The sequence below is a fragment of the Streptomyces sp. UG1 genome (assembly GCF_049974585.1).
Taxonomy (GTDB): Bacteria; Actinomycetota; Actinomycetes; order Streptomycetales; family Streptomycetaceae; genus Streptomyces.
Window position 1 is genome coordinate 1 of sequence record NZ_JBNGGG010000049.1, and the last position, 23,720, is coordinate 23,720.

A 23,720-nucleotide genomic window follows, 5' to 3' on the forward strand; every position below is an offset into this window, starting at 1 on the left:
CAACCACCACCGCGGACACACCGCGCTGAAAGGGCAACCACCCGCCAGCCGCGTCCCCAACCTCACGGGTCAGTACAGCTAGAGCACGCGGAGGTTGGCGAGCGGGATGTTCCACTCGTTCCGCTCGATGCTTCCATGGCCGTCCCGGGCCGCGGCCGGTACCGCGACCAGCATCAGCCCGGCGACGACAGCGGCCAGAACGGCGGCGACACGACGCTTCACGGTTCCTCCTCGACGACGCCCGTACCGACCACCCTGCGCCGCCCACCCGGCCCTGGCCGCCCGGACACGCCGCCCGGCCCGCGGGTTCAGCCGCTCGGTGGCGGCGCGGCTCAGAAGAAGTGGCTCAGAGAAGTGGCTCAGGGAAGCGGCTCAGGGATGCGGCTCAGGCGAAGTCGTACGCCACCCAGTCGGCGAGTTTGCGATAGCCGAGGCGCTGGTAGAGGGCGTTGCTCGTGGGGTTGGCCCGGTCCGCGAACAGCACGACGTCCTTGGCGCCCGCGGCCAGCGCGGCCCGGCTCACCTCCGCCGTCACGGCGCCCGCGTAGCCGTGACCGCGCAGATGGGCCGGGGTGTAGACGATGTCCACCTGGATCTGGCCGCCGATCAGCGGGTTCATGCCGGCGATGGAGACGGGGGTGCCGTCCGGGGTCTCCCAGAGGGTGTAGCGCTTGTCGGCGTAGCGCGTACCGCCCCAGGAGCCGGCGTCGATGGCGACGTCTTCCCCGACTGCCTTGGCGAACTCGCCGCACCAGAACATGACTTGGTCGAGGTCCTGCTCGCCCAGGAGCCGGGCCCGGCCCGCCGGAGGCGGCTGCGGTGGGTTGAGCGTGCCGAGGCGGTAGAGGCGGACCTGGGTGTCGCGGAGTTTCGGCGTCGCGCCGGTGTGCCGCTGCCAGGCGTCGGCGAAGGCGGTGGCGGTGTCGTGGCCGGCGCTGACGGAGCGAGGGGAGTGCCCGAGGGCGGCCAGGCGGGCGGCGAGGGCGTCGGCCTGCTCGGGGGTGAGCGGAGAGAGGCCCAGACCGCGGGGCGGCAGGTGGTAGAAGCTGCCGTGGACCTCGCCGGCTCGCTCCAGCACGCCGAACACGGGAGCCTCGGCGCCGAACGCGGCCGCCCCACGCGTGCGCACCCTCTCGGCCCACGTGAGCTGCATGACGTGCGCGCCGGGTCGCGAGCGCAGGAAGTCTCCGGCGCGGGCGAGAAAGCCGTCGACGTCTTCGGTGAGGTGCCAGTCGTCCGAGGGCATGCCTCAGCCCTTCCCCGGCGGGACCGCGCGCTCACATCAACTTTCTTGACCTGAAGCGGAGTTGAGGTTTTAGCGTCTCGCCGTTGACGCGATCACCTCCGACCGACGACAGGAAGAGACGACGATGATCCTTGTGACGGGAGCGACCGGGAACATCGGCACCGCTCTGCTGCGGGAGCTGCACCGATATGGTGCCGAACCAGTGCGAGGCCTGACCCGTGCCGTGGACCGGGCCTCCTTCCCCGAAGGGATCGAAGCCGTTGAGGGCGATCTCGCGCGGGCGGACTCTCTGAAGGCCGCGCTGGAGGGAGCGCGCTCGCTGTTCCTGCTGTGGGGCATGGGCGGGGAAGCGGAAGTCCTCACGGCCGCTCGGGACGCAGGCGTGGAGCATGTGGTGCTCGTGTCGTCGATCACGGTGCAGACGCATCCGCACCTCCCCGTGGCCGGCGAGAACCTGGCTGTCGAGCGGCTGCTCAAGGACAGCGGCATGGCCTGGACCGTCCTGCGGCCGACGCAGTTCACCTCGAACGCACTGTGGTGGGCGCAGTCGATTCGTGATCACGGCGTGGTCCGAGCGCCGTACCCGGACATCGGTCTCCCGGCCATCCACCCCGCGGACATCGCGGCCGTGGCCCGCAGGGCGCTGACCGAGCCGGGTCACCGGGGGCGGACGTACGCACTGACCGGGCCGGAGTGCGTCACGGTCCGCCGGCAGGTCGCGGCCATCGCCGCAGAGCTGGGCCGGGAGGTGCCCGTCATCGAGATCAGCCGCGAGGAAGCCCACCGGCAGATGGCCGCCGTCATGGGGGACGAGACCGCGGACACGGTCCTCGATCTGATCGGCGGGGACGTCAACGACGAGTTGCTGAAGGTGCGCGACACGGTCCCCTCGATCACCGGCTCCCCGGCCAGGTCGTTCGAGCAGTGGGCGGCGGACCACGCCGCGGCGTTCCGCTGAGGCCGCACCGAAGCCGCGCCGTCATCGCTGGTCGGCGAGCCGACGCAGGTGGGCGGCGAGCCAGCGGCGGGAGCGCCGGTTCATCTCCGCATAGCCGGCGCCCCACATGGCCGTATATCCCGGATGCCCGGCCGCCGCGCTCGCGCGGATGTCCTCCAGGGCGATGTCGAGGAAGCCCAGCAGCAGCTCGACCACCCGCTCCCGCTCGCCGGACGTCAGACCGTGCACAGCGGCGAAGCGGTGAAAACGACCGAAGAGATCGCTGTCGGCCCGGGCATCGGCGATGTCCGACGGGTCCCGCAGCGGCACCCAGTGCCGGACAGCGACCGCGATGTCGAAGAGCCGGTCCGCGGGCACGGCCAAGTCGAAGTCGATGAAGGCCACCGCCCGGCCCTCCCGCACCACGACGTTCTCCAGACACAGATCGGTGTGGCAGACCAGGCGGCCCTCGGCCCCCGGCGGCAGCCGCCTCTCACGCCACACGCACCCCGCGGGCAACTCGAAGCCGGCCGCGGCGGCACGCAGCTCCCGCTGCAACCGGGCGACGCCGACCAGCAGTTCCTCGTCCGCGGCCCAGTCCGGGAAAGGCGGCACCGCGACATCGCCGGGTACGTAGTCCAAGATTTCGCGGCCGTGGCGGTCCATGCCCAGGAACCGCGGAGCCGCGCGGAAGCCCGACAGCTCCAGGTGCCGGAGAAACAGGCGGACCGCCTCGGCGTTCACGCCCCCGGGACGCCGTACCGTCTCGCCGACCCGCACGACCGCGCCGGCCTGGTCGATCCCGCCGGCCAGGGGATGCTCCATCGCGGCGGCCCTCAGCTCTTGACGGCGTCTGCGATCTGCCGGGCGGCCTCGGCGGGCGTGAGGTGCGTGGTGTCGATGACCTCGGCCTCCTTGTGCAGCCAGGTGCGGGCGGCCTCGGCGTAGGGCTCCAGGTATTTGAGGCGGAACGGGGAATTGGGGCCGAGAACGGTGTCGCCCGCGATGCGCCCGCGGAGGGTGTCCTGGTCGGCGTGCAGGACGAAGTGCCGTACCGGAATGGCATGTTGGGCGAGGCCCGCGCTGATCTCGCGCCAGTACTGCTCGACCAGGACGGTCATGGGCACCACCAGAGTGCCGCCGGTGTAGTCGAGTACGCGCCGTGCGGTCTCGACCACGAGCGGCCGCCACGGGGGCCAGTGCTGGAAGTTGTCCGTCCCGGGCAGCCCCGGCTTGATGTCCATCAGCGTCTCGCCGACCTTCTCGGCGTCGAACACCCGTGAATCCGGGATGAGCCGCTGCACCAGCGGACTGGTCGTCGTCTTGCCCGCACCGTGGGTGCCGTTGAGCCATACGATCACGGAATCCGAGGCTAGCGCTGTGCGCGCCGCGGGAACGGGCACAGCGGAAATCCGGTACGGCGTCGGCGTTTCTCAGCCGGTGTCAGCCGCCAGGACACGAGGCCCGCCGGGCTGGACGGAGCCGGTCGAGGAGGGGAGCCCAGGCGGCCCGGCCGAGCAGGGTGTCGCCGTCGGCGGTGCCGCCGTAGCGGAAGGACGTCGAGGGCGCGGCGGGGCTCTCGCCGGGGAGGCGGGGCCGGTGTCCGGCATCGTCCCGGGCCACCACCTCGACCGGGGCGCCGGCCGCGCGCCGGCGGGCGGCCAACTGCCGCGCATACCGCAGGGAGGGCCACATCGCGTCGTCGCCGCCGGCGACCAGCAGCAGGTCGGCGCGTGCCTTCTCCACCGCGATCGCGGCGGTGTCCAGGCGCGGGGCGAAGGTCCGCTCGCTCTGCTCGTACCAGCCGCGGATCGCCACGGGGCCGTCACCTCGTCCGGCGGGCCGCCAGGAGTCGTCCAGCGGGACGAACGGCAGCGGGTGCCCGCGCCAGGTCCACGACGAGCGGTACGGCCGCCGCCGACCGTCCAGTCCCGGCCCGACGTTGCACCAGACCAGCGACGTCGGCGACACGGCGACCACCACATCCACGCGCGGCTCGTGCACCGCGGTCAGCAGCGCGGCCTCGGCACCCTTGGACACCCCGAGGATGCCGATGCGCCCGGCTCCGCGAGCTCGCAGCAGGTCCACGGCCGCGACGAACGTCTCCAACGGCACCTCGCAGATCCCCTCCGGTTGCCCCGGCCCGCCGAACCAGCGGACGGCCAGCGCGAGGAGGCCCTGCTCGGCGAGGAGCCGGGCGCGCTGCCGGTCCACCCGCCCGCTCGACCCGGCGAGCACGACCACCCCCGTGCCGCCGCCCGCGACCGGCTCCAGCAGCACCGCCTCCCAAGGAACCGTCAGCTCATGCTCAATGACCTTCGTCATGACCTTCATCGCTGTCCCCCTCGGTGCCGGCGGCCCCGTGAGTGCGGAAGATCCGGTCGAGGTGATGGCCCAGAACCGCGGTGGCGTACTCCGGGCTGCGCTGGCCGACGAGGACGCTGGTGCCCAGCCCCGCGGACATGGCCAGCAGGCTGACCGCCTCCAACCGCGTGTCCAGACCGGGGTCGAGCAGACCCGCCTCCTGCGCCTGCCGGAGGAGCCCGGTCACCGCGTCCTCGGCGGCGTCGGGGTTCTTGATGAAGGGCTGGGCGGCGAGGGCCTGGTCGTTCACGGAGAGGACGGCGTAGGAGGTGTAGAGGTGATGGAAGGTGCGGCTCTCCTCGTCGGTCGGCAGGGCGGCCATCAGCAGCGCCTCCACCGTCGCGCGCGGCCCCGGGCTGTCCCCGGCGGCGCGGACGCGCGCGGAGACCCGTGCCCTGAAGCCCTCCGCCAACTGCTCAAGGCCGAAGAGCAGCAACTTCTCCTTCGTCTCGAAGTAGTACTGCACGAGCCGCAGCGACACCCCCGCCTCCGCCGCCACATCGCGCATCCCCACGGCATGCAGACCTCGCCGCCCGGCGACCCGGACGAGCGCCTCGGCGATCTGGGCGCGCCGTTCCGCGTGATCCACGCGCTTGGGCATCGTCCGTCCTCCGTTCCCCGGGTTCCCTGGAGGCTTTTGATGATACAGCCGTACCAGATTTGATGGTACGCTCGTATCACGAAACCGAGCACCCGGAGGTGGCCGTGCCCAAGACCACTGGCCCTGCCCGCACCCAGACCGACGTCGGCCGCTATGTGAGCGACACCTGGCGTGAGCGCTACTTCGCGGCCTGCGACGCGGTCTACGCGCTGGGCGCACCGGCCCTCGAAGAACAGGACGTGGAGACGTCGTTCGGCACCACGCACGTCTACCGCTACGGCCCCACCGAGCCGACGGCCCGTTCCCGCACCCCCGTCGTCCTGGTCCACGGGGCAGGGTCCTGCTCCGCCATGTGGTACCCGAACACCCCCGACCTCAGCGCCGAGCGCCCCGTCTACGCCCTCGACACCCCCGGCGACCCCGGACGCAGCGTCCAGCGCGCCCCGCTCCACCAGCCGGAGCACGCCGCCCAGTGGCTCGAGGAGACGCTCGCCGGGCTCGGCCTCGACCGCGTCCACCTCGTCGGCGTGTCCTACGGCGGCTGGCTCGCCGTGAACCAGGCGCACCGCGGGCCGGACCGCCTCGCCTCGGTCACGCTGCTCGACCCGGGCGGCCTGGAGAAGGTGGGCCTACGCTTCTTCGCCTGGCTCTTCGCCGGCCTCCTCGCGACCTTCGCCCCCGAGCCGCTGCGCCCGCGCCTCGCGGCCTGGCTGGAACAGCCGGTCCTCGTCATGCCGGAACTGCGCACCATGATCAGAACGGCCGTACGCGCCTACCGCATCCGCCGCCCGTCCCCCCGGCCCCTGTCCGAAGCCGACCTGTCCACCATCCGCACCCCCCTCTACCTGCTACTCGGCAAGCGCAGCCCCCTGCTGCACCCCCAACGGCAAGTGGAGCGCGTACCCCGCCTGATACCGGGCGCCCGCGCCGAGATCCTCTCCGGCACCGGCCACGGCCCACAGATCGACCACGCGAAGGAGACCAACCGCCGGATGCTGGACTTCATGGCCTGCGTCGACGGCGAGACGAGGGGCTGACGGAACCGTCGATCCTAGGGTGGGCATCACGGAAGTCCACCGATCGTCCCGGAGGTGCCATGCCTGCCATGCCCCTGCAGATGGAACTGGCCGCGATAACCCTCGACTGCCCTGATCCGCCGGCTCTGGCGGCCTTCTATCAGCAGGCGACCGGCTTGGAACCGCACCCGAGATCGAACGCCGACTTCGCCGGTCTCAACCGTGAGGACGGACTCCTCATCGGCTTCCAGCGGGTCGCGGACTACCGGGCTCCGAGCTGGCCCGACCAAAACATCCCCCAGCAGCTCCACATCTGCTTCAAGGTCGCGGAGAGCCTGGACGAGGCCGAGGCCCGGCTTCTGGGGCTGGGCGCGGGCAAGCCGGATCACCAGCCGCATGGAGACAGGGCGCGGGTTCTTACAGATCCCGCCGGCCATCCCTTCTGCATAGTCAGGCGCTGATCGGCGTTCTGTTGGAGTTCCCGAGGGCGTGGTCACCCACGCTGCGACGGATGGGGGTCCACAGCCGCGGCGTCGAGGGCGGCCGGGTCGAAGCCGGCGTCGGTCAGGATGTCGGCGGCCACTCCGCGGCCGACCTGGGCGAGGCCGATCAGCAGGTCGTCGCAGTCGATGCGGTCGGCGCCGTTCTCCTCGGATCGTGCCTCGGCGAGGGTGATGGCCTTGCGGGAGTAGGGCGTCCAGGCGATGCGTTCGGCCGCTTGGGAGGCGCCTGTGCTCAGCCGATTTCCGACGGACCGGTGGACCGTCTCCGGCGAGATGCCGACGGCCCGCAGGAGGCGGGTGGCGCTGTTGTCCTCGGCGGTCAGCCCCCAGAGCAGGTGCTCGGTGCCGATGTAGTTGTTGCGGTGCTGCACGGCCACCTTCTTGACGTGGACCATCGCCTGGCGGAGGCCGTCGGTCATCGCCTCGGGGCTGTAGCGCTTGTGCGGCGCGTGGAACCGCTGCTGGACCGCCTGCCGGGTCACGCCCAGGGCGGCGCCGATGTCCGTCCACGAGGAGCCGTGCATCCGGCAGTGCTCGACGTAGTCCTCGACCAGGTCGTCGGCCAGCGCCTGCAACTGGCCTGCGAGTTGGGCGGCGACAGTGAGAAGAGCGAGCCAGTCGGGCTGTTCCTGTCCGCCGGGGCGGTGTGCGGTGTCGCATCTCCGGTCGACTTCCGCGATGAGATCGTCCAGGTCTGGAAGTGCCTCGCCTTCCTCGTGATAGATCCGGCGGCCGTTGGACAGCTAATGCAGCTGTTGACTTAGAGATGACTCCAGGTTCTAGCGTCGGGCCGTTGGCCGTGAGGGCGATCGGATGGTGGGAGAACATGAGCGTTTGGTTTGTCACTGGTGCCTCGCGTGGGCTCGGCGCGGAGATCACTCGTGAGGCGCTGGGCCGCGGGCATCGCGTGATCGCCACGGCGAGGGACGCGTCGGCGGTGCTGCGTGCGTACCGGGAGAAGCCGGACGGATTGCTGGCGTTGAGCGCGGACGTGACCGAACCGCAGCAGTTGACGGCGGCCGTGGAGTCGGGCCTGACGGAGTTCGGCCGGATCGACGTCGTGGTCAACAACGCGGGTTACGGCCTGGTGGGCGCGATCGAGGAGACCTCGGACAGGGCTGCCCGAGCACTGTTCGACGTCAACGTGTTCGGCGTGCTCAACACGTTGCGGGCGACCCTGCCGACGCTGCGCGCCCAGAGATCCGGACACGTCTTGAACATCGGCTCCGTGGGTGGCTTCGCCACCGCTCCGGCGGTGGGCCTGTACGGTGCGTCGAAGTTTGCCCTGGAGGGCATCTCCGAGGCGCTGCACGGCGAACTGGCCCCGCTCGGCGTGCGCGTCACGATCGTGGAACCGGGCGGATTTCGCACCGACTTCCTCAGCGGCTCCAGCATCCGGGTCGAGCCGGCCGCCATCGAGGACTACGCCGTCGGTGCGGGACCGGTGCGCGAGGCACTGGCCTCGAACGACGGCCGCCAGCCGGGGGATCCGGTGAAGGCAGCCAAAGCCATCGTCGACGTCACCGAGGCCACCGAGGCGCCGCTGCGCCTGCAGTTGGGCGCGGACGCGGTCGAGCGCGTCGAGGCGAAGCTGGACCTGGTACGACGTGAACTCGACCAATGGCGCGACGTGGCACTCTCAACCGCCGTCTGAGAAGCCATCAAGGGCCCTCGGGGAGCGTCGGAACGACACGACTCCGGCAGACCGGAAACGCAGGTCGGGCATGGGCACGCAGCGCCGGGAGTTCTGGTCACAGGGGAGATGTCTGCCGCCGGCTCGCGACTGCCGTGTACGACTTTCCAGGGGCGTCGCGGCCGACGCGGACGAGCGCCAGGTAGACGACCGAGGTGACCACCATGCCGGGAATCCAGGACAGGTCGGCGTTGGAGAGGTGTCGCGTGATGGGCCCGACGTACCATGCGTTGCTCATGGCCGGAATGCCGGACACCACGCCGATCACGAAGGCGATGAGGACCTTGAGGCTGACCCCGTTGTGGGTCCACGTGGCCGGGTCGCTCCAGTACTTTCCGCGGCGGATGTACATGCCGGGGACGTCGTACTCCCCGGGCTGGACGAGGTAGAAGTCCACGAGGCTCACCGCACCCCAGGGAATGAGCAGCAGGAGCAGGAACGACAGGAACGCCGTCAGATTGCCGGTGAAGTCCTGTGAGGCCGTGACGGCCAGGCCCAGACCGATGGCGAGGGTCGGCAGCATCATCGCCGCACGGGTCCGGAACGAGTTCGAGATCTTGACGAAGGTCGACAGGCCCGTGATTGGGCAGCACGGGGAAGAGAGGCATAACGGGCGAATGGCGGGCTACTGCGCGAACAGCGCCAGGGGACCGCCTGCCCGGCTCAGCCCGCGCTCCTCCTGGATGGAGTTGCCGCCGTCCACCACGAACAGTTGTCCCGTGACGTAGGACGACTCCGGCGAGGCCAGGAACGCCACCAGTGCGGCCACCTCATCGGGACGCCCGGCACGACCGACCGGCGTTGCCGCCCCGAGGGCGTCGACGTGCTCGTCGAGTCCCCCGGTCGCGATCCAGCCGGGCGCGACGGCGTTGACCGTGATGCCTCGCGAGGCCGTGTCCATGGCCGTCGAGCGGGTGAGGCCGATCAGGCCGGCCTTGGCCGTGTGGTAGGCGACGTCGCCCTTGTAGGCCATCACCGGACCCGAGAGCGACGACATGTTCACCACCCGGCCGTACCCGCGGTCGAGCATCGACCGGAGCGCGGCGCGGGTCATGTGGAAGGTGGTGTCGAGGTTTCGTGAGAGGGCCGAACGCCACTGCTCGTCGGAGGCCGTCGCGAGGCAAGCCGGATCTTCGGGCTCGGCCACCGCGACCATGCCGGCGTTGTCGACGAGAACGTCGATCCGGCCGAAGGCATCCAGCGCCTCGGCCACCACCGACTCGGCGAACCGGGGATCGGTGAGATCGCCCGCGACCCCAAGGACGGGGCAGCTCCCCGCCAGCTCGGCCACCCGCTCGTGAATCCGCCCGGTGGTCGAGGTGATCAGCAGCGAGTAGTCGTCGGCCAACCGTTTGGCGCAGGCGAAACCGATGCCGGACGCACTGCCGACCCCGGTGATGATCGCGACGGGTCGACGGTCGGCGCTGGTCGGATTCATGTGGTGCTCACCCTCGAATCCCTGGACGCCTCGTGGCGTGACTGAGTTGAACGTTCGTCACAGTAAGGGAATCAAGACGGCGACGCCCGGCGGTCACCCACAGGTGAGAAGGACGACGACAGACATGAGCCGGCCCGGCGAATCCGCCCAGCGACGAGACACCCCCGTCCTGATCGAGCGCGGCGGGGTCCGCAAAGCGGCCATCCTCGAAGCAGCCCTGCGGGTCATCGGGGACAAGGGACTCGCCGGGCTCTCCATGCGTGCCATCGCGACGGAAGCGGGGCTGCCGCTCGGAGCTCTCGGCTACTACTTCAAGACCAAGGACGATCTGACCCTTGAGGCGTTCGAGTTGCACACGCGCCGGGAGGCGGACCGGGTCCTCGCCGCCTTTGCGGGTGTCGAGAACGGCGACCATGCCGACGACATCGCCGAGCACCTCACGGCGTTCATCCACCACGGGCTGACCGAGACACGCACCAGCCTGGTCGCGGAGTACGAGTTCCTGATCGAGTCAACCCGCAGGCCGGATCTCGCACGCGTCTCGCGGGCGTGGCGTCAGGCGCTGCAGCTCCAGGTCAGCCACGTCGCGAGCCGGCTCGGCTCGGACGATCCCGAGACAGATTCGGAGATCATTCTCTCGGTCATCGCGGGTCTGGAGATCGACCACCTCTACACACCGCTCGACCCGTCGGCGACGCAGGCGATCCGCACCGCACTCCGCCGCACGATCACAAAACTCGGGCTCCGCGGCAACGCCACGCGGCAGTAGGCCCCATCCCGACAGCCCGAGGCGGGCAGGGCACGCCGAATTCCTGCTCGCGCCAAGCCATCGAGCTGCTCAACGAGCGGGAGCCGGCCAAGCATTCGTACTCCCCATCACGAACAGTCGCTCTCACAAGGCGCGTCGGCCACAAGCAGGCGCCTCGGCCCGCGAGGCCGGCAAGGTCAGGACCGCGCCGCCCGGACCGCGAGGTACCGGCTCGGTCAGCCGGCCATGCCGGGCGACCTCATCGGGATCGGCGGCCACGCTGTCCGGCACCACGGCTTCGTGCACGCCGAGCCAGTGAGGCACCACCCCCAGCACACGATCGTGATCGTCGACACGCTCCACCAGTTCATCCACGACGCACGTCACCTATCGTGCTCAGGCTCATCAATACGCCAACGTGTCGTGGCGCACTTTTGCAAGCAGGTGCTTGCAATAGTTAGCGGAGATGCGGCAAGGTGGAGGCATGGCATCGCTCAACGTCGGCAATCTCGGTGACTACCTGCGCGAGCAGCGGCGCAACGCGCAGCTCTCGTTGCGGCAGCTCGCCGATGCCGCCGGGGTGTCCAATCCGTATCTGAGCCAGATCGAGCGCGGGCTGCGCAAGCCGAGCGCGGAGGTGTTGCAGCAGGTCGCCAAGGCGCTGCGGATCTCCGCCGAGACGCTGTACGTCCGGGCCGGCATCCTCGACGCCGAGCGGGACCGGGACGAGGTGGAGACGCGTGCCGTCATCCTCGCCGATCCCACGTTGAACGAGCGGCAGAAGCAGGTGCTGCTCCAGATCTACGAGTCGTTCCGCAAGGAGAACGGGTTCGCGATATCCCCCGAGGCGGAGGGGGCGGAGCAGGTGGTGGTCGAGTCGGTCAAGGCCGTCGGGCTGGACGACCTGGACTCGCCGTCCCCGCAGAGCGGCGGCGAGGCCGACGCCGAGGGCGCCGACACCGCCGTACGCCGCAGCCGTACGCCCCGCGAGGGCGGCACGGATGCCGCAGATGCCACGGCCGACGGCGGCCGTAAGTCTCCCGCGCGCCGTACCCGCACCACCGGCACCACCCGCAACACCCGAAAGACCCGCACCACCCGCACCCCCCGTACGTCCGACGGCAGCGACGCCGACCCGGAGAACCCGACCGACCCCCAGCAGTCGGACGGCTGACCATGAAGCGTCTGAGCCGCCTGAGCCGCCGTACGCGCGACGCACACCGGCGTCGGCCTCGGCGCGCGGAAGGCGGCAGTGTCAGAAGTCAGCCGTCCGGCAGGCCGCGGGGGACCCAAAACCCTCACTGAAATGCAACCCGGGAGGACCACCACCATGGCCATCGCCGACGACCTGCGTAAGACCCTCAGCGACCCCACCCCGCTCTACTTCGCCGCCGGCACCGCCGACCTCGCCTTCCAGCAGGCCAAGAAGGTGCCCGGCCTGGTGGAGCAGCTTCGCGCCGAGGCGCCGGCCCGGTTCGAGGCCGTTCGCAACACCGACCCGAAGGCGGTCCAGGAGAAGGCCACCATCCGCGCCAAGGAGGCGGGTGCCAAGGCCAAGGAGGCGCAGGAGACCTTCCAGACCAAGGTCAACGAGTTCGTCAGCAACCTGGACGCCGACGTCAAGAAGTTCGGCAGCAACCTGGACGCGGACGTCAAGAAGTTCGGCAGCACCATCGACGCGGACCTGAAGAAGCTCGGTGAGAGCGCCCAGGACTTCGCCCTGCGCACCATCGGCGTCGCCGCCGAGTACGCCGTCAAGGCCCGCGAGACCTACGAGAAGGTCGCCGAGCACGGCGAGCAGGCCGTGAAGACCTGGCGCGGCGAGGCGGCCGAGGAGATCGAGGAGCTCGCGGTCGCCGTCGAGCCGAAGGCCGAGCCGGTCGAGGTCAAGGAGGTCAAGGAGGACACGGCCGAGACCAAGCCGGCCGGGGCCAAGCCCGTCCCGGCGAAGAAGGCCACCGCCAAGAAGGCTCCGGCCCGCAAGACCACCGCCAAGAAGACGACCCCGCCGGCCAAGTGACGAACCGACGCCACGCGGAACGCGGCGGTACGGAACGGGCCGGGCACCTTTGGGGTGCCCGGCCCGTTCTACGGGTACGGTGGCCGTAACGACGACTCGACGCGGGTGGTGGGCATTGTGCTGATGGAAGGCTTCGCGGGGCTCATGTGGCTGCTCTACACCGCCATGCTGGTGCTCGCGGTGGTGGCGCTGGTGATGGCCGCGCTGGCCCGGGAGGACGCGTACCGCGCCGCCGATAAGCAGAACAAGATGTTCTGGCTGATCATTCTGGGCGTCACAGTCCTGGTGAACCTCGTCGTGCCGTTCCTCTTCCTGCAGATCGCGGGCCTGATCGCCACGATCGTCTTCCTCGTGGACGTCCGCCCGGCCCTGAGGCAGGTCTCCGGCGGAGGCCGAGGAGGCCGCAGGGGCTCCAGCAGCGACGGCCCGTACGGCCCGTGGAACGGGGGACGGTAACGCCGGTCAGACCCCCCGGCCCTCCCGGTCCCCCCGGTCCCCCCGGTCCAGCAACAGCACAGCCACGTCATCCGTCAGCTCACCGCCATTGAGGTCCCGGACCTCATTGACGGCGGCCCGCAACAAGGCCTCCCCGCGCAACCCCTCGGAGAGCTGGCGGCGGACCATCTCCACCATGCCGTCCTGCCCGAGCCGCTCCCGCCCCTCGCCGACATGCCCCTCGATCAAGCCGTCGGTGTAGAGCATCAGACTCCACTCCGCGCCCAGCTTCACCTCCATACGAGGCCACCGAGCCCCGGAGAGCAGACCGAGCGCGGGCCCGTTGTTGTCGTACGGCAGCAACTGCGCAGGGCGTCCGGGCCGGGCCAGCAGCGGCGACGGATGCCCCGCCAGGCACAGCCCCGCCCGGCGGCCGTCCGGTGCGATGTCCACCGTGCAGAGGGTCGCGAAGATCTCGTCGTCGGCCCGCTCGTGCTCGAGGACCTTCTGCAGGGTCCCCAGCAGCGCGTCACCGCACAGCCCGGCCAGGGTCAGCGCCCGCCAGGCGATCCGCAGCTCCACGCCGAGGGCGGCCTCGTCCGGCCCATGCCCGCAGACGTCGCCGATCATGGCGTGCACGGTGCCGTCCGGGGTCCGGACGACGTCGTAGAAGTCCCCGCCCAGCAGGGCACGCGAACGCCCCGGCCGATAGCGCGCGGCGAACCGCAGCGACGAGCCCTCCAGCAGCGGCGTGGGCAGTAGGCCGCGCTCCAGGCGCCGGTTCTCCTGCGCCCGCATCCGGCCCTCGGCCAGTCGCCGCTCGGCGGTGTCGGAACGTTTCCTCTCCACGGCGTACCGGATCGCCCGGCTCAGCAGCCGCCCGTCCAGCTCGTCCCGGAAGAGATAGTCCTGGGCGCCCACCCGCACGGCCTCGGTGCCGCGCTCGGCGTCACCGGAGGCGGTGAGGGCGAGGACGGCGTGCCGCGGCGCCAGCTCCAGGACGTGCCGGAGCACGGCCAGCTCGTCGTCGTCGGCGCCCCGGCCGGACGCCGACAGGGCGAGGTCCAGCAGGATGCAGTGGACGTCGTCGGTGAGCAGCCGCTCGGCCTCGGTGAGGTTGCGGGCGGTGCGCACGCGGATGGGCTTGCCGGCCGAGTCGAGCAGCTCGGGCACGAGCGCCGAGCCGGTGGGATCGTCCTCGATCAGCAGCAGGGTCAGGTTGGCAGGGGTGGTGTTCTCGACCGTTTCTTCCTTACGCGGGGCCACCTTCTCGCAGGTGCCGCCTGGGGACGCGGCCGGCGCCTGACCTGTCTCCACGGCCGGGATCGCTCTCTGCCGCGGTACGGGTACGGGCATCGTCTTGAGTTCCTTCCCTCCCCCCGAGGGCATGGTGGGAACGAGGGACCTCGATCCACCGACGGGGACCATAGCGGTTGTCGGCGCCGCAACGGAATGGTGTGGAGCACGCCGTATGGTCGCAGGCCACTGTCATATGCCGCGTTCCGTACCGCAGTTGGACAGCCCGGCGGAGCAAGGGGGATGACGAACGTCACGTCGGCGCGGGGTTTGATCGCGAAATGGCGTGGGGCGGGTCACGTGGCGGGAATCACGCGACGCCCGCCACCCCATGCGCTCTGCAGCCCCAATTAGCCCTGCCGGCCCCGATTCGCCCCGCCATCCCAATTCACCCTGGACTCTCACGCATCGGGCCGAACCACCCCGAGGATCCGCATCGACCCGGCCCCCGCCACCGTCACCGTCCGCCCCGGACGCGGCGCGTGGATGATGGCGCCGTCGCCGACGTACAGGGCGACATGGCTGGCATCGTCGTTGTAGATGATGAGGTCGCCGGGCCGCATGTCCGCGATGTCGATGCGCCGCAACTGCTTCCACTGTTCCTGCGAGGTCCGCGGAATCCCCTGCCCCGCGCTCGCCCAGGCCTGCGACGTCAGCCCCGAACAGTCGTATGTCCTGGGCCCCTCGGCGCCCCATTCGTACGCTTTGCCGAGCTGCTTGGTGGCGTATTCGACGGCCTTGCGCCCCGCCTCGGACGCCTCGCCCTTGGCGTCGTCGAGGATCCCGGAGTCCAGCCACTCGCTCTGCGCCTTGCGGGCGGCCTCCTCCTCCAGCTCGGCGAGGCGCTCCCGCTCCTCCTTCTCGAGCTGGGATTCGAGCTGTTCGGCCGCCTTGATCTGCTTCTCGATCTTCTTCTGCGCGGTGGCCTTGGCCTTGCGCCCGGCCTCCAGCTTCTGCCACTGGGCGGAGGCGTCCTTGGCGTACTGCTCCAAGTCCTGCTGGGTGCGGGTCAGTTCCCCCAGCAGCCCCTTGGTGGCCCGCTCGCCCTGAAGCACCCGCCGCGCGCCGTCGAGGAAGGTCTGCGGATCGTCGCTGAGCATCAGCTTGGCCTCGTCGGGCAGGCCCCCCGAACGGTACTGAGCGGCGGCCGCGGCCCCGGCGCGCTTCTTCAACTCGGCGAGCTTCTCCTGGCCTTTGACGATCTTCTTCGCCAGCGACACGATCTCGGCGGACTGCTTCTCGGCCGCCTCCTCGGCGGCGTTGTACTCGTCGGTGGCGACGGCCGCGTCGTGATAGAGCTTGTCGAGCTTCTCCCGGACGACCTCGAGGTCCTTGTTGGAGACGGCGGCCGGTGAAGAGGGCGTCGGGGACGGTGAGGGAGCGGCGAACGCCGCACCAGGAGCCGCCCCCAGTACGGTGACCGCGCAGACGACGGTCACGGCCGCGGCGATCAGGCCGCGCTTGCCCGTACCCATACCTGTGCCCCCAAACTGATGTCCCGTCAGTAACTTATGAGCGTCCGGGGGATCGTGCCATGACGGCGCGCAAAGTGACAGAGGTCTGCTTCCCCCCGTTCCCTCCCCGCCATGACGATCTCCCCGACTTTGTGACGAACAACTCGCCGAGATCGTTCCGCGATCCACGCCCGCCCGGTCAAACAAGGGCAAACCGCCGGCAGCGAGAACCGGCAGCAAGAACCGGCAGCGAGAACCGGCAGCAAGAGCCGCCCTAACCCCGAGGCGCCAACGCCCCCCACCGCACGGTCACTTCGCCCTGCCGCCACCGCCCCGGCCCATCCGTCACCGGCCAGTCCCCCGACAGATCCCGCACGGCCCGCATCCACCGCTGACGGGCGCCGTACGACGCGTAGGGCGCTGCAGCGGCCCAGGCGCGATCGAAGTCACGCAGAAACGCATACACGGCCTCACCCGGCACATTCCGGTGGATAAGCGCCTTCGGCAGCCGCTCCGCGAGATCCGACGGCCGCTCCAGCGACCCCAGCCGCGTGGCAAAGGTCACCGTACGAGGCCCCTCCGCCCCGAGTGCCACCCACACGTGCCGGCGCCCGATCTCGTCGCAGGTCCCCTCGACTAGCAGCCCGCCCGGCGCCAGCCGCGCACACAGCCGCTCCCAGACCTCGGCGACCTCCCCCTCCTCGTACTGCCGCAACACATTCGCCGCACGCACGAGCACCGGCCGCTGCGCGATCGGAATCTCGAACCCGCCGTGCCGAAAGACAAGCCCCTCCCGCTCATACGGCAGCGCGGCGGCAACCCGAGCCGGTTCGATCTCCAACCCCACCACCCGCACACCGGCCGCGACGGCCCGCAACCGCCCGAGCAGCTCCACGGCGGTCCAGGGGGCGGCGCCGTACCCCAGATCGACGGCGACCGGCTCCCCGGCCCGCCGCAGCGCGGCCCCATGCGTATGGGCGATCCACCGGTCCATACGCCGCAGCCGATTGGGATTGGTGGTCCCGCGCGTGACGGTGCCCACGGGACGGGCGAAGGCGCGGGCGGTCATGCATACGAGGGTATGCGCCCGCCGCAACGCACCCATCCCCCGAACAGTTGAGCGACCATCGGTAATGCCTAGGCAAAAACCACCCCGCCAGGAATGGGAACCCCACCCTCCGGCGTTGCACCGCCTTGGAGGGCGCTCAACCCTCCACCCGGCATGCCCGCAGCCAAGGAGGACCGCTACGTGAGCCAGTACGTCAGCAGGCTCGGGCGTCGCTCGCAGGCCACGGCCACGGTCACCCCCCACCGCCTCCGCCTGCACCGCCGCCCCCGCCGCGTGGCGATGCTCTCGGTCCACACGTCGCCCCTCCACCAGCCCGGCACCGGCGACGCCGGCGGCATGAACGTCTACATCGTGGAGCTGGCGCAGCGCCTCGCCGCGATCAACATCGAGGTCGAGATCTTCACCCGCAAGACCGCCGCCGACCTCCCGCCCACCGTGGAACTGGCCCCCGGCGTCCTGGTCCGCCACATCGACGCGGGCCCCTACGAGGGCCTCAACAAGGAAGACCTCCCGGCCCAGCTCTGCGCCTTCACCCACGGCGTGATGCAGGCCTGGGCCGGCCACCGCCCCGGTTACTACGACCTGGTCCACTCCCACTACTGGCTCTCCGGCCACGTCGGCTGGCTCGCGGCCCAGCGCTGGGGCGCCCCCCTGGTGCACGCCATGCACACCATGGCCAAGGTCAAGAACGCCAACCTCGCCGACGGCGACACCCCCGAACCCGCGGCCCGGGTCATCGGCGAGACGCAGATCGTCGCGGCGGCGGACCGCCTCATCGCCAACACGGCGGAGGAAGCGGACGAACTGGTACGCCACTACGCCGCCGACCCGGCAGCCGTCGCGGTCGTCCACCCCGGCGTGAACCTCACCCGCTTCTCGCCCGCGGACGGCAGGGCCGCCGCCCGGGCCCGCCTCGGCCTCCCCCAGGACGCCCTGATCCCCCTGTTCGCCGGGCGCATCCAGCCCCTCAAGGCCCCGGACGTCCTCCTGCGCGCCGTGGCCGTCCTCCTCGACGAGCACCCCGAGCTGCGCTCCCGCACCCTCGTCCCGATCGTCGGCGGCCCCAGCGGCAGCGGCCTCGCCAAGCCGGAGGGTCTGCAGAAGCTCGCCGCCCGCCTGGGCATCGCGGATGTCGTACGGTTCCGCCCGCCCGTCGGCCAGGAGCAGCTCGCGGACTGGTTCCGGGCGGCGTCGGTGCTGGTCATGCCGTCGTACAGCGAGTCCTTCGGCCTGGTGGCCATAGAGGCACAGGCGACCGGCACGCCCGTACTGGCCGCGGCGGTGGGCGGTCTGCCCGTCGCGGTCCGTAACGAGCGGACCGGCTTCCTGGTCGAGGGCCACCACCCGGCCGCGTACGCGCGCGTGCTGCACGCGTTCGCCGCCGACCCGCATCTGTCCGAGCGCATGGGCGAGGCCGCCGCCCGGCACGCCCAGTCCTTCGGCTGGGACACCGCGGCCGCCGCCACCGCGGACGTCTACGCGGCGGCCCAGGCCCATCGCCGTCGCGTACGCTCCCACCATGGCTGACGCACAGAAGGCGGCACAGGCCGTCGAGGGAGCCCTGAAGGACGCCGAGCTGGAGTGGGAGAGCCCCGAGCCCGGCAACTACGTCGTCAAGCTCCCCGGCACCCGCAAGCTGTCGACGACCGTCTCCCTCCTCATCGGCCGCCACTCCCTCTCCCTCAACGCCTTCGTCATCCGTCACCCCGACGAGAACGAAGCCGGCGTCCACCGCTGGCTCCTGGAGCGCAACCTCAAGCTGTACGGCGTGAGCTACGCCGTCGACCGGCTCGGCGACATCTACGTCACCGCCAAGCTCCCCCTCGCCGCCATCACGCCCGACGAGATCGACCGCCTCCTCGGCCAGGTCCTGGACGCGGCGGACGGCGCCTTCAACACCCTCCTGGAACTCGGCTTCGCGTCGGCGATCCGCAAGGAGTACGCGTGGCGCGTGGCACGCGGCGAGTCGACACGCAACCTGGACGCGTTCACCCACCTGACCCAGCGCGCCTCGGAGTGACGCCCGGGTCCGCTCGCCGGCCGTTCACGACGCTCAGCGCGCGCTGCTGCGATAGCGCCCCGGCGGCACGCCGACCAACTTCCTGAAGTGCCGGGTGAGATGGGACTGGTCGTAGAAGCCGGTCGCGACGGCCACCTCGGTCGGCGACCGGCCCTCGAGGAGCATCCGGCGGGCGCGGTCGACGCGGCGGGACATCAGGTACTGGTGCGGGGCGATGCCGTACGCGCCGCTGAACGACCGTACGAGATGGGCGGGATGGGCCCGCACCAGCGCGGCGGCCTCGTCGAGGGCGATGCCCGGCACGATCCGCTCGTCGAGCAGTTCGCGCAGTCGGCGGGCGAGGGCCGGGTCGCGGCGCGGAACGTCGGTGACCGTCCTCGGCCGTAGGTACGCACGCAGCCGGTCGCCGATGAGGGTCAGCCTGCTGTCGGCTTCCAGTTCGTCGCCGGGTCGGGCGAGGGCGGTGTGCAACTGTCCGACGCGCAGCCGGAGCACCGGGTCCCGCAGGTCGGGGGAGTCCACGGCCGGGCCGATGAGATCGTCGGCCAGCAGGGTGCCGTCCAGATACAGCACGCGTTTGCGGAAGCCGTGCGGGGTGGCGGCGGAGCCGTTGTGCGGGACGTGCGGCGGCAGCAGGCTCACCGTGTCGTGCGGGGTGCCGTGCTCGTGCCGGTCGAGGTCGTAGCGGACGGCGCCGTCGTCGACGATCAGCAGGGTCCAGGCCTCGTGGACGTGCATCGGATAGGCGTACTCGGTGAAGTGCGCGTGGAAGACCTCGACGACACCCGGGACACGGGGACGCCAGGCGGTCACCTCGGACTGCGCGGCCATGCAAAGAACGTACAAGACGCGGCCGTACGGCGGTCGGCAGCCTCGTTCCATGAACGACATCGAACCGATCCGCTTCGACACGAAGATCGCCGTGATCCTGCGCGAGGACCTGGAGCCCTGGCAGCGCCTGAACGTGACCGCGTTCCTGGTCAGCGGCCTGGGTACAAAGCTCCCCGAGGTGATCGGGGAGCCGTACGAGGACGCGGACGGGATGGGCTACCTGCCGATGTTCCGGCAGCCGGTGCTGGTCTTCGAGGGCTCCAAGGAGACGCTGACGACGGCACACGCGCGCGTGCTGTCCCGCGCGCTGCCCCGGGCCGTGTTCACCTCCGACCTGTTCGGCACCGGCAACGACCGCGACAACCGGGCGGCGGTGCGGGCGGTGCCGACGGGTGAGCTGGACCTGGTGGGGCTGGCGGTGTACGGGCCGAGGAACGCGGTGGACAAGGTGGTGAAGGGGGCGCGGATGCACCCGTGAGCGGCGGCGCGGCCGGTCAGGCGGGGCTGACCTCGGACTTGGCGGCGGCCGGTGTGCCGTCGGCGGTCTCCGGCTCCGCCGCGGGCAGGCGGCGCATCAGGACGCCGTATCCGATCGCCGCCACCGTCCCGACGACCGCGCACAGCCCCCACAGCCACTCGGCGCCGTAGTGGTCGATGACGAAGCCGGACATCAGGGGTGCGACCAGGGCGGCCACCGACCAGGACAGGGTGTACATGCCCTGGTAGCGCCCGCGCCCGTGGGCGGGGGAGAGACGGACGACGAGCCCGGTCTGAGTGGGCGCGTTCAGCATCTCGCCGAGGGTCCACACGCACACCGTCAGCGCGAAGACGCCGACCGACCCGGCGAACGCGGTGAGGCCGAAGCCGTACCCGGCGAGCAGCGACGACACGACGAGGATGCGGGCCGTGTCCCGGCGTTCGATGAGCCGGGTGACCGGGATCTGGAGCGCGACGATCAGGACGCCGTTGAGGGCGATGGCCAGGCCGTAGTCGGCGGGCGAGAACCCGGCGTCCCCCATGGCGATCGGCAGCCCGACGGAGCCCTGCTGGAAGATGAGGGCGACCAGGAAGGACAGCCCGACGACGCCCATGAAGCGCCCGTCGCGCAGCACGGTCCCGAGCCCGACCTCGCCCTCGGCCGCCTGGGTGCTTTGGACGGTGGGCCGCGACTCCGGCAGCTTCACGAACACCACGACCGCGCAGATGGCCGTCATGCCGGCCTCGAGCAGGAACCCGGCGCGATAGCTGACCTCGGCGATGAACCCGGCGGCCATGGAGGAGAGGGCGAACCCGAGGTTGATGGCCCAGTAGTTGAGCGAGAAGGCGCGCACCCGGTCCTCGGGCCGCACGATGTCGGCCATCATCGCCTGCACGGCGGGCCGGGAGGCGTTGGAGGCGGCGCCGACGAGGAAGGCGACGCCGGCGATGGCGACGGGGTGCTGCACGAAGCCGAGCGCGGCCACGGACACGGCGGTGGAGGACTGGGCGATCAGCAGCGTGGGCCGCCGCCCGAGCCGGTCGGTCATGACACCGCCGCCGATGGACGAGACGACCCCGCCCAGCCCGTGCAACGCGACGACGAGACCGGCGTAGGAGGCGGAGTACCCGCGGTCGAGGGTGAGGTACAGGGCCATGAAGGTGGCGACGAAGGCGCCGAGCCGGTTGACGAGCGTGCTGGTCCACAGCCACCAGAAGTCGCGGGGCAGCCCGGAGACGCTTTCGCGGGCGGCGCGTCTCAGGCTGGCGAGTGACATCGGGATCCCCCATGGATGCGAGCGGCCGGTGGCGGCAAGCGACCGGATGTAAGTGGCTCAGGTACTGCTCACAACTTACGTAGATCCACTCCGCGTCGGCCACCCAATTAACAGATCCCGTCAACCGTCCGCCCTTCGGGCGGGGCCCCACCCGGCCAAAGCCTTCGATTACGCTCGGACGCATGGCCGACGCACCGTACAAGCTGATCCTCCTCCGCCACGGCGAGAGCGAGTGGAACGCGAAGAACCTGTTCACCGGCTGGGTGGACGTCAATCTCAACGAGAAGGGCGAGAAGGAGGCGGTCCGCGGTGGCGAGCTCCTGAAGGACGCCGACCTCCTGCCCGATGTGGTCCACACGTCCCTCCAGAAGCGCGCCATCCGCACGGCGCAGCTGGCCCTGGAGGCCGCCGACCGCCACTGGATCCCCGTGCACCGCTCGTGGCGCCTGAACGAGCGCCACTACGGCGCCCTCCAGGGCAAGGACAAGGCGCAGACCCTCGCCGAGTTCGGCGAGGAGCAGTTCATGCTGTGGCGCCGCTCGTACGACACCCCGCCGCCCCCGCTGGAGGACGGCACGGAGTTCTCCCAGTCGGACGACCCCCGCTACGCGACGATCCCGCCGGAGCTGCGTCCGCGCACGGAGTGCCTCAAGGACGTCGTCGTCCGCATGCTCCCGTACTGGTACGACGGCATCGTCCCCGACCTCCTGGCCGGCCGCACGGTCCTGATCGCCGCCCACGGCAACTCGCTGCGCGCCCTGGTCAAGCACCTGGACGGCATCTCCGACGCCGACATCGCCGGCCTGAACATCCCCACGGGCATCCCCCTGTACTACGAACTCGACGCCGACTTCAAGCCGGTGACGCCGGGGGGCAAGTACCTGGACCCGGAGGCGGCTGCGGCGGCCATTGAGGCGGTCAAGAATCAGGGCAAGAAGAAGTAGGCCGAGTTGACGGGCCCCCTGCCTGCGATTTTCTCGCGGATGGGGGGCCTGATGCCGTTTCCGGGCGTGACCGCTGATGACTAGAAGAAGGCCATCAGCGAGGCGGCCCGTATCGGCGTCGAAAAGGTGCAGCTCATCAGCAGCGAGCCGACCATGTACCGCAGTTCGCGGAACTCCTGACGCCACCGGCCGCTGGACCGACCCAGGCGATGGCGCTCCTTGACAGCGGCCACCCCGTGCTAGGGAAGGACGATCCCAGAACGTTCGTCACGTGGCCGATGGCCGTGGCTGTTCGGGCGGGACCGAGGTCTCGGCCAACGCCATCCACTGGTCGAGGTCGGCTTGTGTGAACTCTGGCCAGGCTGGAATCTCAGGCAACTGGCGGAGAAGTTCGAATGCCTCCGCGATTCGTGGCCGGCGGAGCACCGGGGTGTGGCAGCCGGCGACGACCTCGGCGTCCAGCCGCTGGAAGCCGTCCACCACCGCCCGGAACTTCTGGCCGTCCAGCAACGCCACCCAGGGCGAAACCAGCCGCCCGCCGAAGAATTGCCCGTCGCGAAATTCATCCGCAGACAGGCCGGCGATTTCGGGCAGGGGAGTGGGCACGTTCGTCGCGAAGGTATCCACCGCCCACAGGACGTTGGTCTTCGTATCGAAGAGGGCGCGGGTTGTCGGGTTGTCGTACAGCGGTGGCCGTTTGGCCACCAGAGTGCGGTCGCCGACATCCACCGTATCGCCGTCGATCATGAAACGGCACCGGTTGACCGGTGTCTCCCACTCCTCGGCCATGCGCCCGATCGAAAACCAGGTCGTCAGCAGTGTCGCGTTCGGGCATTCGGCGAGGGCAGCCAGAAGATTGCCGGCGTGATCACGATCGTCGTGGGTGAGGAAGATCCATCGGACGTCCAACGGATCCACCACCGACCATGCAGCCTCCAGCCACTGGGATCGCACCGCCGGCGCCCCGGTGTCCACAAGCACCGGTTCGGCTCCCCGGATCACCATCGAATTCATCGGGAAGTGGCCGACCGGCGGAGCCTCCAAAGCCCACGGGATAACAAATGTCTCTTCGGCGATCCTGTACGGCTCCAGGAGATTGAAGGTTTCCGTAGTAGTCATCGCTGCTCTCCCTGGAATGCAGTTCGGCCGCAGCGCCTATCAATCCAGTCCAGTCCCATGCCACGCCTGCGTCAAACGCAGGGCACGGCAAAGGACCCCGGCACGTCATCCGCGCCGAGGCCCTCACCGTCGTACGAGACCTACGGCGTCGTACGCCGCCGCAGTACCTTCCGCGTCCGTCCTACACCCTCACCCGCACTGGCAAGGGGCCCCGGACTGGCACCCGCACCCG

At 70.5% G+C, this 23,720-nt stretch carries 29 protein-coding genes; 12 read left to right on the plus strand and 17 right to left on the minus strand.

All coding sequences use genetic code 11. The features are described from left to right. Positions 1-78 precede the first annotated feature (78 nt). Both ACP4J3_RS41260 and ACP4J3_RS41265 read right to left on the minus strand, forming a co-directional pair. Positions 79-222 carry a hypothetical protein gene (locus ACP4J3_RS41260; RefSeq protein WP_426541744.1) on the minus strand — a complete coding sequence of 48 codons (144 nt, stop codon included), beginning with the start codon at positions 220-222 and terminating at the stop codon, positions 79-81. A 163-nt stretch (positions 223-385) separates the two neighbouring features. Then, positions 386-1,246, minus strand: coding sequence for a GNAT family N-acetyltransferase (locus ACP4J3_RS41265; RefSeq protein ID WP_426541746.1), 861 nt, complete (start codon positions 1,244-1,246; stop codon positions 386-388). Between the two features lie 124 nt (positions 1,247-1,370). On the opposite strand from ACP4J3_RS41265, the gene ACP4J3_RS41270 reads away from it, so the two are divergent. Then, a complete protein-coding gene (locus tag ACP4J3_RS41270) occupies positions 1,371-2,204 on the plus strand; it encodes an SDR family oxidoreductase (RefSeq protein ID WP_426541748.1) in 834 nt (277 codons plus the stop codon). A gap of 21 nt (positions 2,205-2,225) precedes the next feature. Here the strand turns inward: ACP4J3_RS41270 and ACP4J3_RS41275 are convergent, their stop codons facing one another. The 4 genes from ACP4J3_RS41275 to ACP4J3_RS41290 form a co-directional block, all read right to left on the minus strand. Next, positions 2,226-3,008, minus strand: a complete 783-nt coding sequence (locus ACP4J3_RS41275) for a phosphotransferase (RefSeq protein ID WP_426541750.1) — start codon at positions 3,006-3,008, stop codon at positions 2,226-2,228. Positions 3,009-3,019: 11 nt separating this feature from the next. Next, positions 3,020-3,544, minus strand: coding sequence for an ATP-binding protein (locus tag ACP4J3_RS41280; RefSeq protein ID WP_426541751.1), 525 nt, complete (start codon positions 3,542-3,544; stop codon positions 3,020-3,022). An 82-nt stretch (positions 3,545-3,626) separates the two neighbouring features. Beyond that, complete coding sequence (locus ACP4J3_RS41285) at positions 3,627-4,508, minus strand: acyl-CoA thioester hydrolase/BAAT C-terminal domain-containing protein (RefSeq protein ID WP_426541753.1); 882 nt, start codon at positions 4,506-4,508, stop codon at positions 3,627-3,629. Further along, positions 4,492-5,148 (minus strand): TetR/AcrR family transcriptional regulator, encoded by a 657-nt coding sequence (locus ACP4J3_RS41290; protein ID WP_426541755.1) that lies wholly within the window; start codon positions 5,146-5,148, stop codon positions 4,492-4,494. Before ACP4J3_RS41290 ends, ACP4J3_RS41285 begins: the two co-directional genes overlap by 17 nt. A 98-nt stretch (positions 5,149-5,246) precedes the next feature. On the opposite strand from ACP4J3_RS41290, the gene ACP4J3_RS41295 reads away from it, so the two are divergent. Further along, a complete protein-coding gene (locus ACP4J3_RS41295; protein ID WP_426541757.1) occupies positions 5,247-6,185 on the plus strand; it encodes an alpha/beta fold hydrolase in 939 nt (312 codons plus the stop codon). Positions 6,186-6,253: 68 nt separating this feature from the next. Next, the gene (locus ACP4J3_RS41300; RefSeq protein WP_426541759.1) at positions 6,254-6,625 is read left to right on the plus strand and encodes a VOC family protein; all 372 of its coding nucleotides are present in this window, start codon (positions 6,254-6,256) and stop codon (positions 6,623-6,625) included. A 32-nt stretch (positions 6,626-6,657) separates the two neighbouring features. Here the strand turns inward: ACP4J3_RS41300 and ACP4J3_RS41305 are convergent, their stop codons facing one another. Then, a complete protein-coding gene (locus ACP4J3_RS41305; RefSeq protein ID WP_426541761.1) occupies positions 6,658-7,242 on the minus strand; it encodes a Clp protease N-terminal domain-containing protein in 585 nt (194 codons plus the stop codon). A 251-nt stretch (positions 7,243-7,493) separates the two neighbouring features. On the opposite strand from ACP4J3_RS41305, the gene ACP4J3_RS41310 reads away from it, so the two are divergent. Continuing rightward, the gene (locus ACP4J3_RS41310; RefSeq protein WP_426541763.1) at positions 7,494-8,321 is read left to right on the plus strand and encodes an oxidoreductase; all 828 of its coding nucleotides are present in this window, start codon (positions 7,494-7,496) and stop codon (positions 8,319-8,321) included. Positions 8,322-8,418: 97 nt separating this feature from the next. Here ACP4J3_RS41310 and ACP4J3_RS41315 read toward each other — a convergent pair whose 3' ends face one another. Together ACP4J3_RS41315 and ACP4J3_RS41320 are read right to left on the minus strand one after the other, a co-directional pair. Then, positions 8,419-8,886, minus strand: coding sequence for a cytosine permease (locus ACP4J3_RS41315; protein WP_426541765.1), 468 nt, complete (start codon positions 8,884-8,886; stop codon positions 8,419-8,421). A gap of 99 nt (positions 8,887-8,985) precedes the next feature. Continuing rightward, entirely contained in the window at positions 8,986-9,798 is an 813-nt protein-coding gene (locus ACP4J3_RS41320) for an SDR family NAD(P)-dependent oxidoreductase (protein ID WP_426541767.1), read from the minus strand. A 124-nt stretch (positions 9,799-9,922) separates the two neighbouring features. On the opposite strand from ACP4J3_RS41320, the gene ACP4J3_RS41325 reads away from it, so the two are divergent. Beyond that, positions 9,923-10,567 carry a TetR/AcrR family transcriptional regulator gene (locus ACP4J3_RS41325; RefSeq protein WP_426541769.1) on the plus strand — a complete coding sequence of 215 codons (645 nt, stop codon included), beginning with the start codon at positions 9,923-9,925 and terminating at the stop codon, positions 10,565-10,567. Between the two features lie 123 nt (positions 10,568-10,690). On the opposite strand, the gene ACP4J3_RS41330 is transcribed toward ACP4J3_RS41325, so the two are convergent. Next, positions 10,691-10,921, minus strand: coding sequence for a hypothetical protein (locus ACP4J3_RS41330; protein WP_426541771.1), 231 nt, complete (start codon positions 10,919-10,921; stop codon positions 10,691-10,693). A 109-nt stretch (positions 10,922-11,030) separates the two neighbouring features. Here ACP4J3_RS41330 and ACP4J3_RS41335 point away from each other — a divergent pair, with 109 nt between their 5' ends. From ACP4J3_RS41335 to ACP4J3_RS41345, 3 genes are all read left to right on the plus strand, one after another. Then, a complete protein-coding gene (locus tag ACP4J3_RS41335; RefSeq protein WP_426541773.1) occupies positions 11,031-11,720 on the plus strand; it encodes a helix-turn-helix domain-containing protein in 690 nt (229 codons plus the stop codon). Between the two features lie 156 nt (positions 11,721-11,876). Then, on the plus strand, positions 11,877-12,566 hold the full coding sequence (locus ACP4J3_RS41340; protein WP_426541934.1) for a hypothetical protein: 690 nt from the start codon (positions 11,877-11,879) through the stop codon (positions 12,564-12,566). A gap of 117 nt (positions 12,567-12,683) precedes the next feature. Next, on the plus strand, positions 12,684-13,022 hold the full coding sequence (locus ACP4J3_RS41345) for a DUF2516 family protein (protein WP_426541936.1): 339 nt from the start codon (positions 12,684-12,686) through the stop codon (positions 13,020-13,022). Positions 13,023-13,028: 6 nt separating this feature from the next. On the opposite strand, the gene ACP4J3_RS41350 is transcribed toward ACP4J3_RS41345, so the two are convergent. The 3 genes from ACP4J3_RS41350 to ACP4J3_RS41360 all read right to left on the minus strand — a co-directional run bounded on the left by ACP4J3_RS41350 (position 13,029) and on the right by ACP4J3_RS41360 (position 16,820). Further along, a complete protein-coding gene (locus ACP4J3_RS41350; RefSeq protein WP_426541775.1) occupies positions 13,029-14,357 on the minus strand; it encodes a PP2C family protein-serine/threonine phosphatase in 1,329 nt (442 codons plus the stop codon). Between the two features lie 341 nt (positions 14,358-14,698). After that, the gene (locus ACP4J3_RS41355) at positions 14,699-15,772 is read right to left on the minus strand and encodes a C40 family peptidase (RefSeq protein ID WP_426541777.1); all 1,074 of its coding nucleotides are present in this window, start codon (positions 15,770-15,772) and stop codon (positions 14,699-14,701) included. Between the two features lie 253 nt (positions 15,773-16,025). After that, on the minus strand, positions 16,026-16,820 hold the full coding sequence (locus ACP4J3_RS41360) for a class I SAM-dependent methyltransferase (protein ID WP_426541779.1): 795 nt from the start codon (positions 16,818-16,820) through the stop codon (positions 16,026-16,028). A gap of 180 nt (positions 16,821-17,000) precedes the next feature. Between ACP4J3_RS41360 and mshA the strand changes: the two genes are divergently transcribed. Together mshA and ACP4J3_RS41370 are read left to right on the plus strand one after the other, a co-directional pair. Continuing rightward, complete coding sequence (gene mshA, locus ACP4J3_RS41365; protein WP_426541938.1) at positions 17,001-18,347, plus strand: D-inositol-3-phosphate glycosyltransferase; 1,347 nt, start codon at positions 17,001-17,003, stop codon at positions 18,345-18,347. Next, positions 18,340-18,840 (plus strand): YbjN domain-containing protein, encoded by a 501-nt coding sequence (locus ACP4J3_RS41370; RefSeq protein WP_426541781.1) that lies wholly within the window; start codon positions 18,340-18,342, stop codon positions 18,838-18,840. Before mshA ends, ACP4J3_RS41370 begins: the two co-directional genes overlap by 8 nt. A gap of 33 nt (positions 18,841-18,873) precedes the next feature. Here the strand turns inward: ACP4J3_RS41370 and ACP4J3_RS41375 are convergent, their stop codons facing one another. Then, positions 18,874-19,671, minus strand: coding sequence for an AraC family transcriptional regulator (locus ACP4J3_RS41375; protein WP_426541783.1), 798 nt, complete (start codon positions 19,669-19,671; stop codon positions 18,874-18,876). 49 nt (positions 19,672-19,720) lie between these two features. On the opposite strand from ACP4J3_RS41375, the gene ACP4J3_RS41380 reads away from it, so the two are divergent. Further along, entirely contained in the window at positions 19,721-20,149 is a 429-nt protein-coding gene (locus tag ACP4J3_RS41380; protein WP_426541785.1) for a DUF2000 family protein, read from the plus strand. 16 nt (positions 20,150-20,165) lie between these two features. Here ACP4J3_RS41380 and ACP4J3_RS41385 read toward each other — a convergent pair whose 3' ends face one another. Beyond that, a complete protein-coding gene (locus ACP4J3_RS41385) occupies positions 20,166-21,425 on the minus strand; it encodes an MDR family MFS transporter (protein ID WP_426541787.1) in 1,260 nt (419 codons plus the stop codon). A gap of 182 nt (positions 21,426-21,607) precedes the next feature. Between ACP4J3_RS41385 and ACP4J3_RS41390 the strand changes: the two genes are divergently transcribed. After that, the gene (locus tag ACP4J3_RS41390) at positions 21,608-22,369 is read left to right on the plus strand and encodes a phosphoglyceromutase (RefSeq protein WP_426541789.1); all 762 of its coding nucleotides are present in this window, start codon (positions 21,608-21,610) and stop codon (positions 22,367-22,369) included. Between the two features lie 80 nt (positions 22,370-22,449). Here the strand turns inward: ACP4J3_RS41390 and ACP4J3_RS41395 are convergent, their stop codons facing one another. Together ACP4J3_RS41395 and ACP4J3_RS41400 are read right to left on the minus strand one after the other, a co-directional pair. Continuing rightward, on the minus strand, positions 22,450-22,602 hold the full coding sequence (locus tag ACP4J3_RS41395) for a hypothetical protein (RefSeq protein WP_426541791.1): 153 nt from the start codon (positions 22,600-22,602) through the stop codon (positions 22,450-22,452). Between the two features lie 34 nt (positions 22,603-22,636). Continuing rightward, a complete protein-coding gene (locus ACP4J3_RS41400) occupies positions 22,637-23,488 on the minus strand; it encodes an MBL fold metallo-hydrolase (RefSeq protein WP_426541793.1) in 852 nt (283 codons plus the stop codon). Positions 23,489-23,720 lie beyond the last annotated feature (232 nt).

Coding starts and splice junctions, on each gene's coding strand:
- ACP4J3_RS41265 (WP_426541746.1), bottom strand. CDS start 1,246: ATGCCCTCGGACGACTGGCACCTCACCGAAGACGTCGACGGCTTTCTC.
- ACP4J3_RS41270 (WP_426541748.1), top strand. CDS start 1,371: ATGATCCTTGTGACGGGAGCGACCGGGAACATCGGCACCGCTCTGCTG.
- ACP4J3_RS41275 (WP_426541750.1), bottom strand. CDS start 3,008: ATGGAGCATCCCCTGGCCGGCGGGATCGACCAGGCCGGCGCGGTCGTG.
- ACP4J3_RS41285 (WP_426541753.1), bottom strand. CDS start 4,508: ATGACGAAGGTCATTGAGCATGAGCTGACGGTTCCTTGGGAGGCGGTG.
- ACP4J3_RS41290 (WP_426541755.1), bottom strand. CDS start 5,148: ATGCCCAAGCGCGTGGATCACGCGGAACGGCGCGCCCAGATCGCCGAG.
- ACP4J3_RS41300 (WP_426541759.1), top strand. CDS start 6,254: ATGCCCCTGCAGATGGAACTGGCCGCGATAACCCTCGACTGCCCTGAT.
- ACP4J3_RS41310 (WP_426541763.1), top strand. CDS start 7,494: ATGAGCGTTTGGTTTGTCACTGGTGCCTCGCGTGGGCTCGGCGCGGAG.
- ACP4J3_RS41315 (WP_426541765.1), bottom strand. CDS start 8,886: ATGATGCTGCCGACCCTCGCCATCGGTCTGGGCCTGGCCGTCACGGCC.
- ACP4J3_RS41320 (WP_426541767.1), bottom strand. CDS start 9,798: ATGAATCCGACCAGCGCCGACCGTCGACCCGTCGCGATCATCACCGGG.
- ACP4J3_RS41325 (WP_426541769.1), top strand. CDS start 9,923: ATGAGCCGGCCCGGCGAATCCGCCCAGCGACGAGACACCCCCGTCCTG.
- ACP4J3_RS41335 (WP_426541773.1), top strand. CDS start 11,031: ATGGCATCGCTCAACGTCGGCAATCTCGGTGACTACCTGCGCGAGCAG.
- ACP4J3_RS41340 (WP_426541934.1), top strand. CDS start 11,877: ATGGCCATCGCCGACGACCTGCGTAAGACCCTCAGCGACCCCACCCCG.
- ACP4J3_RS41350 (WP_426541775.1), bottom strand. CDS start 14,357: ATGCCCGTACCCGTACCGCGGCAGAGAGCGATCCCGGCCGTGGAGACA.
- ACP4J3_RS41355 (WP_426541777.1), bottom strand. CDS start 15,772: ATGGGTACGGGCAAGCGCGGCCTGATCGCCGCGGCCGTGACCGTCGTC.
- ACP4J3_RS41360 (WP_426541779.1), bottom strand. CDS start 16,820: ATGACCGCCCGCGCCTTCGCCCGTCCCGTGGGCACCGTCACGCGCGGG.
- ACP4J3_RS41370 (WP_426541781.1), top strand. CDS start 18,340: ATGGCTGACGCACAGAAGGCGGCACAGGCCGTCGAGGGAGCCCTGAAG.
- ACP4J3_RS41375 (WP_426541783.1), bottom strand. CDS start 19,671: ATGGCCGCGCAGTCCGAGGTGACCGCCTGGCGTCCCCGTGTCCCGGGT.
- ACP4J3_RS41380 (WP_426541785.1), top strand. CDS start 19,721: ATGAACGACATCGAACCGATCCGCTTCGACACGAAGATCGCCGTGATC.
- ACP4J3_RS41385 (WP_426541787.1), bottom strand. CDS start 21,425: ATGTCACTCGCCAGCCTGAGACGCGCCGCCCGCGAAAGCGTCTCCGGG.
- ACP4J3_RS41390 (WP_426541789.1), top strand. CDS start 21,608: ATGGCCGACGCACCGTACAAGCTGATCCTCCTCCGCCACGGCGAGAGC.
- ACP4J3_RS41400 (WP_426541793.1), bottom strand. CDS start 23,488: ATGACTACTACGGAAACCTTCAATCTCCTGGAGCCGTACAGGATCGCC.